This window comes from Chitinophaga varians (assembly GCF_012641275.1).
Taxonomy (GTDB): Bacteria; Bacteroidota; Bacteroidia; order Chitinophagales; family Chitinophagaceae; genus Chitinophaga; species Chitinophaga varians_A.
In genome coordinates, this window is the sequence record NZ_JABAIA010000001.1 from 666,129 (window position 1) to 679,181 (window position 13,053).

Sequence of the window (13,053 nt, forward strand, 5' to 3'; positions counted from 1 at the left end):
TTAATAAAGAGGGTGAATGCAAAACCACGGCCGGCAGACAGCGTCTTGCGCTCCTGCCGGCTATCTTTTTGAATATACCATTCATCCCAATTAGTCAACATTTTAAAGGCCCGCTATTATTTTTATAGTCATAGATCAGCCAGAATAAAGGATGCTAACATTACGGATGCTAAGATTAATTGCAGGGGCGACCCTGTTGTTTGCTATTGTGCCTAACCTCTACGCACAAACGCCGGAAGGCGCACCGGTAAAAATGACCGGCAAAGTAGCAGACGCCGTGACCGGCAAGCCGGTGGAATATGCCTCAGTGGTATTGCTCCGCCAGGCGGATTCCTCTATGGTCACCGGTATGTACACCACGCCCGCCGGCACTTTCGCCTTTAATACAGTCGTTCCCGGTATTTACGTGCTGCGCGTTACCTTCATGGGTTACGAAAAGCTGGAAAAAGCGGTGAAAGTGGCAGCCGGAAAGCCCGCCTTTGCCGGCACCCTGCGCCTGCAGACAGCCGGCAAAGTGCTGAACGCCGTGGAAATCAAAGCGGAGAAGCCCGCATTCTCCATGCAGATAGACCGGCAGGTGTTCGACGCCGGCAGCATGATCAATGCAGAAGGCGGCACCGGTACAGACATCCTGAAAAATATTCCCAGCGTAGACGTAGACATCGATGATAATGTGACCCTCCGCGGCAAAAGCGTGACCATCTACGTGGATGGCAAACCATCGCCTTTCGGGGATGCTAAAACAGCGCTGCAAATGATCCCCGCAGAAAGCATCGACCGCGTAGAAGTCATCAACAACCCCTCTGCCAAATTTGAAGCACAGGGCGGCGGCGGTATCATCAACATCGTCCTGAAAAAAGACAAAGCCATCGGATATAACGTGATGTTCAATGCCGGCGTGGCCACCCGCGGGCAGCTCAACGGCAGCGCCAATGCCAGTCTGCGTATGCGCCGCTTTAATTTCTTCGGTAACTATAACGCCCGCTACGAATCCATCGGCGGCAGCGGCTACAGCTACCGCCAAAACCTGGTGCCAGACAGCAGCCGCACCACCTTCTTCTCCCAGGACAGCCGCAACAACAACCGCAATGGCAATAACGGCGGCCGCTTCGGATTCGATTATTTCCTCGATGACCACAACACCTTCACCATCGCGGAAGGCCTTAACCATAACTTCGGTAAAAACGAAGATGACATCTTCCTGAATTACCTCGATGACCAGAAACAAACGCTACGCAACGGAGAACGGCATAATAACAGTCGCAATGACGGCTATAACAACAATACCAGCCTGAATTACAAACACACCTTCAAAAAACAGAACCAGGAACTGACAGCCTATGTGAGCTATAGCGGCAACCGTGGCAGCAGCAACAGCGATTACCGCACACAATACCAGAAACCAGGACAGGACACACTTCCCAATCCCAACTGGCAACAGAATACCGGCAAAAACGGCAACCGCTTCTGGAACCTCCAGTCAGACTATACCATGCCCCTCGGCAAAAAAGGCAAGCTGGAAGCCGGCGTGAAAAGCACGTTCCGGTATATCAGCAACGACTATACGGCCATGCTGTACAACTGGGACGTACAGGACTTCCGTAAAAGCAACCAGCTGTCCAACCAGTACGACTATGAAGAAGACATTCACGCCGGTTACCTTAACTTCGCCAATGCCATCGGCAACCTGGGCTATCAGGTGGGGGTACGGGCCGAACAGTCTTTCCTGAAAGGTTACTCCTATACCCGTGACACCACGGTGGACAACAGGTTTTTTAATCTGTTCCCCAGTGTGTTCCTGAAGTACAACATGCCTAAAAACCAGAACCAGAGCCTGGTATTCAACTATTCCACCCGTATAGACCGGCCCAACTTCGACCAGTTGCTGCCGTATATCAATAACTCAGACCCGCAGAATATCCGCATCGGCAATCCGGAACTGAAGCCTGCGCTGTCGCATAAGTTCGAAACCAGTTATTCCGTTTATTACCCTAAGTCCAATAACTATTTCAGCACCAGTACCTACTATGCGCAAACCAATGACAACATTGACCGTATCAGTACGCTGGACACCGTAACTGGCGTTACCACCACCAAACCCATGAACCTGGCCACACAGCAGAATATTGGCGGCAACGTGTCTTACAGCCTGAATATTTACAAATGGTGGAAAGTGAACGCCAACCTGAACCTGGAATATAACCGGCTTACCAGCACCACGCTCAATAATGAGAATTTCAGCTATGGACTGAATGCCAATACCCAGTTCAGGCTGCCTTCCCGCATCAACATAGAACTGAGCGGCCATTACCGCTCCCCCAGGATACAGCCGCAGGGCACTTTCCGCGCCATGAACGGGATAGATCTTGGCGTACGGAAAGAAGTCCTTAAAAACAGGGCGCTGGTGATAGCGCTGAACATTTCAGATGTGCTCAACACCCAGCAGTTCAGTTCTCACTACGAAACACCGGTATTTATCCAGGACTACGAGCGTAAACGCGCCACCCGCTTTATCCGTATCAACATACGGTACCGTTTTGGCAAAATGGACCCTAATCTCTTTAAAAAGAAAAAACAACAACAGGAAGAAGAAGAGAAACCGCAGGAAGAGGAAGAGAAGCCCAAAGAACGGGGAAGACTTTAGAATTACGAATTACAAATTACGAATTACGAATTGAGGGCTTCTTTATAGAGCGGTTATTTAGTAACCTTTCTAAAAGGGAGCCCTCAATTCGTAATTCGTAATTCGTAATTCGTAATTATTTTTTTCCTGCCAACATAGGCACAAAGGAGAAATTGTCAAACAGCTCCTGTTCTGTTTCCGTATCACTGATTTTGGTGATACGCAGCATCCGCTGCACTTCCTGGCCGCCTACCGGGATCACCATTTTACCGCCGATCTTTAATTGCTGCACCAGTTTCTCGGGAATATGTGGCGCTGCCGCCGTTACCAGTACCTTGTCAAAAGGCGCATAGGAAGGCAGCCCTTCGTAGCCATCGCCATAAAACAGGCGCAGGTTAGGGTATTTGCTTTTGAAAGGAAAGGCTTTTACCTGGTCGAACAGGCGTTTCTGGCGTTCAATGGTAAAAACGTTCATCTTCAACTCCGCCAGTACGCATGCCTGGTAGCAGCTGCCGGTACCGATCTCCAGTATTTTCTCATATGGCCGGGGCTCCAGTAGCTGCGTCTGATAGGCTACCGTATAAGGCTGGGAAATCGTTTGGCCCTCTCCGATAGGAAAGGCCCTGTCATCATATGCTATGCTCTCGAAAGCCGTATCAAGGAAAAAATGCCGGGGGATGTTGCCGATAGCCGCCAATACATTTTCGTCAGTAATACCTTTCTGACGGATACTATCAACCAGCTGTTTGCGTAATCCTTTTTGTTTATAAGTATCTTCATACCGCCTCATGCCGCAAAATTAACCATTCACCAACGATTTTCAATGATTTTGGTCAGCCGGAATTTCCCACATTCGTTTTTTTATTTTTACTTTACAGCCTGGCCGGGCTATAAAGGCCCCGAAAAACAATACGATTATGGATATAAATATTCAAAACAAAGTATCGCAATGGCTCAATGGCAACTATGACGCCGAAACCATTGCCACACTGAAAAAGATGCAGGAGGGCAACCCCGATGACCTCAATGATGCTTTTTATCGTAATCTCGAGTTTGGTACCGGTGGATTAAGAGGAATTATGGGCGTAGGTACCAACCGCATGAATAAATATACCGTCGGCATGGCCACGCAGGGCTTCGCCAACTATCTGAAAAAGGCGTTCGATGGCGAAGTGAAAGTGGCCATCGCGCACGACAGCCGCAACAATTCCCGCTTTTTTGCCGAAACTGTTGCCAACGTATTTGCGGCCAACGGCATTAAAGTGTTTCTCTTTGAAAGCCTCCGCCCCACGCCGGAGCTCTCTTTCGCTATCCGTCACCTGCAATGCCAGGGCGGCGTGGTGCTCACCGCCTCCCACAACCCGAAAGAATACAACGGCTATAAAGCTTACTGGAACGATGGCGCTCAGCTGGTGCCCCCGCACGATAAGAACGTCATCCGTGAAGTGGAAAGCATCCTCTCCCCTGATGATGTAAAATGGACCGGTGGCGAAGCCAATATCACCCTCATCGGCAAAGAAGTGGACGAAGCCTACCTCAAAGAATTACAGGGCCTGTCCATCAACCCGGAGATCAACAAACAACAGCACGACCTGAAGATCGTTTATACGCCGATCCATGGCACCGGTATCACCATGGTGCCGGAAATACTGCAACGCTTCGGCTTCACCAACGTGAACATTGTAGCGGAACAGTCCACTCCTGACGGCAATTTCCCTACCGTGGTATATCCTAACCCGGAAGAGTCTGAAGCGCTGACCCTTGGCCTCAAAAAGGCCAAAGAGCTGGACGCGGACATCCTGCTGGGCACAGACCCTGACGCTGACCGTGTAGGCATTGCCGTGAAAGACCTCAAAGGCGAATGGGTACTGCTCAACGGCAACCAGACCGGCGTACTGTTGTTTAACTACATCGTGGAAGGCCGCCGCAGAAAAGGATTGCAGCAGCCTAACGACTTTATCGCGAAAACCGTGGTGACCTCCGACCTCATTGATGTATTCGCCGCTAAAAATGATATCAACTGCTACAATACCCTCACCGGTTTCAAATGGATCGCTGACCTGATCCGTCGGAAAGAGCCACAGGAAACGTTCATCTGCGGCGGAGAAGAATCATATGGTTATATGATCGGTAACAATATCCGGGACAAGGACGCCGTTTCTTCCGTGGCCATGATCTGCGAAATGGCAGCTTATGCCCGCAGCCTGGGCCAGTCACTGTATGAGCTGCTGGTTAATATCTACCTGAAGTACGGCTACTACAAGGAGCACCTGATCTCCATCACCAAAAAAGGCATGAAAGGTGCCGACGAAATCGCTGAAATGATGCGCGGCTACCGTGAAAACCCACCTGCCACCATCAATGGTTCGTCCGTAGTTACACTGTACGACTACCAGCTACAGCAGGTGAAAGATATCAAAACAGGCGAAATCAAACCGCTCGACCTGCCTAAATCCAATGTGCTGCAGTTTGTACTGGCCGATGGCAGCAAAATATCCGCCCGCCCGTCCGGCACCGAACCTAAAATCAAATTCTATTTCAGCGTGAACGCCCCACTCAACAGTGCGGCCAACTTCGATGCGGTTACCGCCGATCTCGATAAAAAGATCGAAGGTATCATCACCGATATGCAACTGAAATAATAAAACATATTCCCATCACAACATTCAAAGAGAATACTGCCAGGTTAACCTTCCTCCCGCGCGGAGGAGGTGCCCTGGCGGGATTCCTGCTCCTCCTGATTTCCCTGACGGCGCCCGCCCAACAAAAGGTGCCTCTTTTCTCCTTACCGGACACCACTATCAAAGAAAGAGTATGGATACTCTCCGGCACTACTGCCGCCATTTATGGCAGCGGGCTGGCAGTACTCAGCTCCGCCTGGTACAAAGGTTATCCCCGCTCCTCCTTTCACTTCTTCAATGATGCAGGAGAATGGAACCAGATGGACAAGGCCGGACATATTTTTGCCGCCTACTTTGAAGGTAAATACAGCCGGGAAATGTGGAGATGGTCCGGCCTGCCGCGTAAACAACAGATCTGGATCGGTGGCCTCAGCGGATTTGCCTATCAGTCAGTCATAGAAGTACTGGACGGGTTCTCTGAAAAATGGGGGTTCTCCTGGAGCGATATGGGCGCCAATGCTATCGGCTCTGCCCTGCTGATCAGCCAGGAGCTGGCATGGGACGAGCAGCGGATACAGCTTAAATTCTCAGCACACCCTAAAAGTTATCCGGAAGGTCCTGTCCGCGAAAAAACAGACCAACTCTTTGGCCACTCTTTCTGGGAAAGAACATTGAAAGATTATAATGCTCAAACGTACTGGTTGTCGGTCAACCTTCACTCCTTCAACAAAAGTTCCACCTGGCTGCCCGGCTGGCTGAACATTGCCGTTGGCTACGGGGCAGAAGGCATGTATGGAGGAGACGATAATACCTGGACGGACGCACATGGCCAGTTCCACGATTACACCCACGTTCGCCGTGTCCGGCAGTTTTACCTGTCGCCCGATGTTGATTTCACCAAAATCCGCAGCCGTAAAAAAGGTGTGCGGGTACTGCTTCAGGTGCTGAACATGATGAAATTCCCCGCCCCTGCCCTTGAAATCAATTCACTGGGCAACGTGAAACTGCATCCTGTATATTTCTAACGGAAATGCCTATTCAAAATAAGCAGCGATGATATCTTCTCCCTGCATTTCCACCAATACCATGTCCTGTAAGGTAGTAGCGAGAGAATAACCCACGAAGTCCACGGACAGCGGGAAAGATTTATGCCGCCTGTCTACCAGCACAGCAGTTTGTATTTTCTTTGGAAGATAAGCCAGCAGGGGCTTCAGAGCGTATAGCATGGTACGGCCGGAGTTGGCCACATCGTCTACCACTACTACCACTTTATCATTAAAATCGATGTCTTCAGAAACTTTTACTTCGCCCGGATGTTGTTTGTCCAGGTGCAGGGAGATGATTTTTGTTTTCAACGGAGAGATCTGTTCCAGCACAGCCGCTATCTTACGGGCTACCACCATGCCTCTGTCCCAGATGCCGGCAAGGATGATCTCAGTGCCGTCGCTGTTCAGTTCATAGATCTCATAAGCGATCCGTTCAATTTTCTTCTGGATGATATCCTGTGTAAGAATAATGTTCCTGCTTTCCATAGGCGCAAAAATAAGAAGTTCAGTTGTAGGAAGATGCTTTTAATAAAAATTTCCCCTTGAAAAGCCGGGAACCAAAAAAAACATAAATTCGGGAGTCAAATCTAAGATAATGCGAATTGTACAAGAGTTACTGTTTATTATTGCCTTCGGGATGGCAGTATACCTATTTTCCACGAAAGTGCGCCAGATAAGGCGGAATATCCTGCTGGGGCGCGATAAAGACCTCAATGACCACCCTGACCTGCGCTGGAAGAACGTACTGTTGCTGGCTTTCGGCCAGAAAAAAATGTTCCGTAACCCGTTGGTGGCCGTGCTGCACTTTTTCGTGTATGCAGGCTTTATCATTATTAATCTGGAGATCCTCGAGATTATCCTGGACGGCATACTGGGCACACATCGTTTATTCGTTCCCGTATTAGGCGGACTATATCCCGTGCTGATCAGTGCTTTTGAAGTGTTGGCCGTACTGGTAACGCTGGGTTGCGCCATCTTCCTGGTACGCAGGAACATCCTGAAGCTCCGGCGGTTTGTGAGCAAAGACCTGAACGGATGGCCGCGTTCCGACGCCAATTACATCCTCCTCACAGAGATTGTGCTGATGCTGCTGTTCCTGACCATGAACACTGCCGATCAACAGATGCAGCTGCGCGGCAGTGAACACTATATCGCCACCGGCAACTTCCTGGTTTCCGGCAGCCTGGCATCGATATTCAACCACACGCCCGACGGCACCCTGATAGCGATAGAGCGCACCTGCTGGTGGCTGCACATACTGGGTATCCTGGCGTTCCTCAACTATCTGCCTTATTCCAAACACCTTCATATTATACTGGCTTTTCCCAATGCGTACTATGCCAGCCTGGAACCGGCAGGCGAAATGGAAAACATGCCTGCCGTACAAAAAGAAGTACAGCTGATGCTGCAGCCTGAACTGGCCGCCAGCGAGCCGGCCCCTGAAGGAATGCCTAAATTTGGCGCCAAAGACGTGTTTGACCTTACCTGGAAAAACCTGCTGGACGCCTACAGTTGCACCGAATGCGGCCGCTGTAGCGCCGCCTGCCCCGCCAACCTCACCGGCAAAGCCCTTTCTCCCCGTAAAATCATGATGGATACCCGCGACCGCGCAGAAGAGATAGGCCGCAACATCAATAAAAACGGGGCTTTCACCGATGACGGCAAAACACTGCTGCGCGACTACATCTCAGAAGAAGAGCTGCGCGCCTGCACCACCTGCAACGCCTGCGTTCAGGAATGTCCGGTGAGCATCAGTCCACTCGATATCATCCTGCAACTGCGCCGCCACCTCGTCATGGAAGAGTCCAGCGCTCCCGCCGAATGGACCGGTATGTTCAGCAATATCGAAAATAACATGGCCCCCTGGAAGTTCAGCATGGACGACCGCGACAAATGGGCCACAGAAATGAATCAATAACGAAAAGCTAAAAGCGAAGAGCTATGCAGATAAAGACAATGGCCACATATGCCGCCAACGGGGAAACACCGGAAATACTGTTTTGGGTAGGTTGCGCCGGCAGCTTCGACCAGCGGGCACAAAAGATCACCAAAGCATTTGCCACCATCCTCGATAAAACAGGCGTTCAGTTTGCCATCCTGGGTAAAGAAGAAAGCTGTACCGGTGATCCGGCCAGAAGAGCGGGCAATGAGTTTATCTTCCAGATGATGGCACAAAACAACATACAGTTGCTCAACATGTATGGCGTGAAAAAAATCGTTACCGCCTGCCCCCACTGCTTTAATATCCTGAAAAATGAATATCCCGCCCTCGGCGGTAATTATGAAGTGATACATCATACCACCTTCCTCCAGTCACTGATCGATGAAGGAAAGATCAAAATGAAAGAAGGCGGTGTTTTCAAAGGCAAAAAAATCACTTATCATGATTCCTGTTACCTGGGCAGGGGCAACAATATTTATGAAGCGCCCCGCAAAGTGCTGGAAACACTGGATGCCGAGCTGGTAGAGATGAAACGTTGCCGCAGTAAAGGCCTTTGCTGCGGAGCCGGCGGCGCCCAGATGTTCAAGGAGGAAGAAAAAGGCACTACCCGCATCAACTTCGAAAGAGGCCATGAAGCCGTAGATACCGGCGCCTCTGTTATTGCTGCCAACTGTCCTTTCTGTATGACCATGCTGACAGACGGAGTGAAAGAGACCGGCAAGGAAGACGAAGTAAAAGTGCTGGATATTGCAGAGCTGATCGCGATGAATATGGAATAAGCACTCATACGACGACTAATTGACTTAAATTTGCATCATGAATATACAAGACATCAATCTCCCTTCCGGGTTTTCTCCGGCTTCAAGGGTTTGGATATATCAGAGCAACAGACCATTCCATGAGCAGGAGATCAAAGAAATCGACGAACAGCTGTTACAATTCACCGAACAGTGGAACGCCCACGGCGCGCCTGTAAAAGGCTGGGGCCGTGTTGTACTGGGCCAGGTGGTGATACTGATAGCAGACGAAACAGAAACAACCGTAAGCGGTTGCAGCACAGATAGCTCGGTGCGGGTGATCAAAAGCATTGAAAAACAGTACAATGTAAATATGTTCGACCGCCTGCTGCTCGGTTTTATTGTGAAAGACAAGGTGCAGCTGCTGCCGATGGCCCAGCTGGGTTACGCCATGGAACAAGGGTTTATCGATGAGAACACCCTTTATCTCAATAATACCGTACTGACCAAAGCCGATCTGGACACGAAGTGGCTGATACCACTGAAAGACAGCTGGCTGAGCGCAAAGATTACACGCAAAGCGGTGTAGGACTTCCCGGAAAACAACGAAAACATTGCATATAAGAGCGAAGACAATAGATTTGCATAAACTATTGTCTTCGCTCTTATTACATATTATAAATTTAACAAAACAAGAGAGTATCAATAAGTTGGCGGGAGATATCTTTGACCAGACGTTTTGAGAAACCGGCATGCACCTGTTGCGTGATGACATAATGTCATTTTTTCCGTTTTAATCCTTATTTTTGCTCTCCAAAATTTTTGTCAGGAATGCTGGACCAGGTTACCAAAGTGCATGATGAGAGCCGTCAGGGAGAAGCTTTTGCTCCCGTGGCGACCGACGACCAAACATATAGGAAAAAATTTTATATAGAAAGCTATGGCTGCGCGATGAATTTCAACGACAGTGAAATCGTTGCGTCCATATTAAACCAGGAAGGATTTGGCGCCACCCGTAACGTGGAGGAAGCTAATCTGATCCTGCTCAATACCTGTTCTATCCGCGAAAAAGCGGAACAGACAGTGCGTAAGCGGCTGACAGAATTCCGGCGGATAAAAAAAGAGACGCCCGGCCTGCTCATCGGTGTGCTGGGTTGTATGGCAGAACGGTTGAAAACGAAGCTGCTGGAAGAAGAGAAGCTGGTAGACATGGTCGTAGGCCCGGATGCCTACCGCAGCCTTCCTTCCCTCATCGCAGAAGCGGAAACAGGCCAGAAGTCAGTGAACGTGTTGCTCAGCCGCGAAGAAACTTATGGAGACATCAGTCCGGTGAGACTGGACAACAACGGGGTTTCCTCCTTTGTGTCTATCATGCGGGGTTGCAACAACATGTGCACCTTCTGTGTGGTGCCTTTTACCCGTGGCCGTGAACGCAGCCGTGACGCGGTTTCTATCGTGAGAGAGGCGGCGGAGCTGTTTGAAAACGGCTACCGCGAAGTGACACTGTTGGGCCAGAACGTAGACTCCTACTACTGGACCAGCGACGATGGCAGCGAAACCGTGACTTTCGCGCAACTGCTGGAGAAAGTAGCGCTCATCAATCCTTTGCTGCGCGTACGTTTCAGCACCTCCCATCCGAAAGACATCACCGACGAGGTGCTCTATACCATGGCCAAACACGAAAACATCTGCAACTATATCCACCTGCCGGTACAAAGTGGCAGCAACAGGATATTACAGCTGATGAACCGGACGTATACCCGTGAATGGTACATGAAGAAAGTGGAGCGCATCCGCGAAATACTTCCCGGCTGCGGATTGTCAACCGATATTATCTGCGGTTTCTGCAGCGAAACAGAAGAGGAGCATCAGGAAACCATGGACATCATGCGGTTTGCCGCTTACGATCTGGCCTATATGTACTTCTATTCCGAACGCCCCGGTACACTGGCACAGCGCCGTTACCAGGACGATATACCGGAAGACGTTAAAAAAAGAAGGCTGGCCGAAGTGGTGGAACTGCACCGGCAACAATCAGAAAAAAGCATGAAAAACGATGTCGGCAAAACCTTCAAAGTGCTGGTAGAAGGCACTTCCAAACGTTCCGAAGAACACCTGTTCGGTCGCAATGACCAAAACAAGGTGATCGTTTTCCCCCGCGAAAACTTTAAAAAGGGCGAATACGTTATGGTAAAGGTGGAGAGCTGTACATCCGGTACACTTATAGGAAACGCAGTACAGTAGCCTGCCCGCTGCTGCCTGCTCATTTTTGGACCATTAAACAATCGGGTTACCACTTATGGACATACAGGCTATTAAAAACAGGTTTGGCATTATCGGAAACAGTCCCGCATTGAACTACGCCCTGCAGGTGGCCGCACAGGTGGCCAATACCGACCTCACCGTACTGATCAACGGGGAGAGCGGCGTAGGTAAAGAAGTATTTTCCCAGATCATCCACGCGCTCAGCGCCCGAAAACATAATCCTTTCATTGCCGTGAACTGCGGCGCCATCCCTGAAGGCACCATCGATTCCGAACTGTTCGGCCACGAAAAAGGTTCCTTCACCGGCGCAGTAGACAGCCGTAAAGGTTATTTTGAAACCGTCAATGGTGGCACCATCTTCCTTGATGAAATCGGAGAAATGCCGCTGGGCACACAAGCCCGCCTGCTCCGTGTACTGGAAACCGGCGAGTATATCCGCGTGGGCTCTTCCAAAGTGCAGAAAACAGATGTCCGCGTGATCGCCGCCACCAATCGTGATCTGCTGGAACGCACCCAACACGGTAAATTCCGGGAGGACCTCTACTACCGCCTCAACACCGTGCCTATCCGCGTACCGGCACTGCGCGACCGCAAAGAGGACATCCCCCTGCTGTTCCGCAAATTCTCCGTCGATTTCTCCGAGAAATATAAAACACCTTCCATCCAGCTGGATGAAGAAGCCCGTCAGATGCTGGTCAATTACCCCTGGCGCGGCAATGTGCGCGAATTGAAAAATATCGCAGAACAAATATCCGTACTGTCGTCTGACAAGCTGGTCACCGCCAACGACCTGAAAAGGTTCCTTCCGGAAATACCGGAAGTCAACAGGCTGCCGATGCTGGCCGCTCCGCAGCAACAACCAGGCGGTGGCGATTTTGCCTCTGAAAGGGACATCCTCTACAAACTTTTCTTCGATATGAAAAAAGATGTGACAGAGGTCAAAAAAATGTTCTTCGACATCCTGCAGAACCCTAATGTGACGCACGCCGCGGAATACCATCCGGAAAGCCATGTGCTGCACAGCTACCCTGCCGCTACTGAAATGGCCGTCCCTTCTCCCGGTATCAACAATACCCAGCCGATCATCCTGGCCGATAATAAAATCGACCACCATGAAGAAGTGGAAGAAACCCTTTCCATTGCCGACAAAGAGAAAGAACTGATCGTGAAAGCGCTGAAGAAACACAAAGGCAAACGCAAGGATGCCGCCCTCGATCTGGGCATTTCCGAAAGAACGCTTTACCGTAAACTCAAAGAATATAACATCGCCGAATAAACGAATTTTTCAGGAACATGACCACTACCATCCGAACATTCATCGCCCTTGCCATGATAGCACTACTGGGCGGTTGCAGTGTACACTACTCCACCACTGGCGCCAGCATCGACAATGAAGCCAAGACGGTGAACGTACGTTTTATTGAGAACAGGGCGCCTATCACCAACCCTACCCTCAGCCAGAAAATCACCCAGAAACTGCGTGATAAAGTCACTTCCCAAACCAGGCTGACACAGGTAGGCGATAATGAGCCCCGGGCCGATTACGAGTTCCGTGGCGCTATCACTGGCTATTCCTTCTCCAATGCCGCTGTCACCAACGTAGACCAGGCCGCCACTTCCCGTCTGAATGTGACCATCAACATCACCTTCATCAAACGGGTAGGCGATAAAAAAGGCTTTACCCAGTCATTTACCCGTTCTGCCGACTTCTCTGCCAACCAGCTTCCTTCCGTCGTGGAAAACGGACTGCTGGAGAATAATATCATCCCCGGCATCGTGGACGATATTTTCAACAGGGCTTTCGCTAACTGGTAATAAA

At 50.2% G+C, this 13,053-nt stretch carries 11 protein-coding genes; 9 read left to right on the plus strand and 2 right to left on the minus strand.

The genetic code is table 11. From position 1 onward, the window contains the following. Positions 1-166 precede the first annotated feature (166 nt). A complete protein-coding gene (locus HGH92_RS02725; protein ID WP_168869222.1) occupies positions 167-2,644 on the plus strand; it encodes a TonB-dependent receptor in 2,478 nt (825 codons plus the stop codon). A 115-nt stretch (positions 2,645-2,759) separates the two neighbouring features. Here HGH92_RS02725 and HGH92_RS02730 read toward each other — a convergent pair whose 3' ends face one another. Then, positions 2,760-3,413 carry a protein-L-isoaspartate(D-aspartate) O-methyltransferase gene (locus HGH92_RS02730; protein WP_168869223.1) on the minus strand — a complete coding sequence of 218 codons (654 nt, stop codon included), beginning with the start codon at positions 3,411-3,413 and terminating at the stop codon, positions 2,760-2,762. A 127-nt stretch (positions 3,414-3,540) separates the two neighbouring features. On the opposite strand from HGH92_RS02730, the gene HGH92_RS02735 reads away from it, so the two are divergent. Together HGH92_RS02735 and HGH92_RS02740 are read left to right on the plus strand one after the other, a co-directional pair. After that, a complete protein-coding gene (locus HGH92_RS02735) occupies positions 3,541-5,265 on the plus strand; it encodes a phospho-sugar mutase (protein ID WP_168869224.1) in 1,725 nt (574 codons plus the stop codon). Between the two features lie 128 nt (positions 5,266-5,393). Continuing rightward, positions 5,394-6,269, plus strand: coding sequence for a DUF2279 domain-containing protein (locus HGH92_RS02740; protein ID WP_168869225.1), 876 nt, complete (start codon positions 5,394-5,396; stop codon positions 6,267-6,269). Between the two features lie 9 nt (positions 6,270-6,278). On the opposite strand, the gene HGH92_RS02745 is transcribed toward HGH92_RS02740, so the two are convergent. Continuing rightward, positions 6,279-6,776 carry a phosphoribosyltransferase family protein gene (locus HGH92_RS02745; protein WP_168869226.1) on the minus strand — a complete coding sequence of 166 codons (498 nt, stop codon included), beginning with the start codon at positions 6,774-6,776 and terminating at the stop codon, positions 6,279-6,281. A 109-nt stretch (positions 6,777-6,885) separates the two neighbouring features. Here HGH92_RS02745 and HGH92_RS02750 point away from each other — a divergent pair, with 109 nt between their 5' ends. The 6 genes from HGH92_RS02750 (at position 6,886) to lptE (ending at position 13,049) form a co-directional block, all read left to right on the plus strand. After that, entirely contained in the window at positions 6,886-8,208 is a 1,323-nt protein-coding gene (locus HGH92_RS02750) for a (Fe-S)-binding protein (protein ID WP_168869227.1), read from the plus strand. A gap of 23 nt (positions 8,209-8,231) precedes the next feature. Further along, positions 8,232-9,011: a (Fe-S)-binding protein gene (locus tag HGH92_RS02755; protein WP_168869228.1), complete on the plus strand. Its 780-nt coding sequence runs from the start codon at positions 8,232-8,234 to the stop codon at positions 9,009-9,011. A gap of 37 nt (positions 9,012-9,048) precedes the next feature. Next, entirely contained in the window at positions 9,049-9,558 is a 510-nt protein-coding gene (locus tag HGH92_RS02760) for a hypothetical protein (protein WP_168869229.1), read from the plus strand. A gap of 242 nt (positions 9,559-9,800) precedes the next feature. After that, positions 9,801-11,213 (plus strand): tRNA (N6-isopentenyl adenosine(37)-C2)-methylthiotransferase MiaB, encoded by a 1,413-nt coding sequence (miaB, locus tag HGH92_RS02765; protein WP_168869230.1) that lies wholly within the window; start codon positions 9,801-9,803, stop codon positions 11,211-11,213. A 55-nt stretch (positions 11,214-11,268) separates the two neighbouring features. Further along, complete coding sequence (locus HGH92_RS02770) at positions 11,269-12,510, plus strand: sigma-54 interaction domain-containing protein (protein WP_168869231.1); 1,242 nt, start codon at positions 11,269-11,271, stop codon at positions 12,508-12,510. 17 nt (positions 12,511-12,527) lie between these two features. Beyond that, complete coding sequence (lptE, locus tag HGH92_RS02775) at positions 12,528-13,049, plus strand: LPS assembly lipoprotein LptE (RefSeq protein WP_168869232.1); 522 nt, start codon at positions 12,528-12,530, stop codon at positions 13,047-13,049. Positions 13,050-13,053 lie beyond the last annotated feature (4 nt).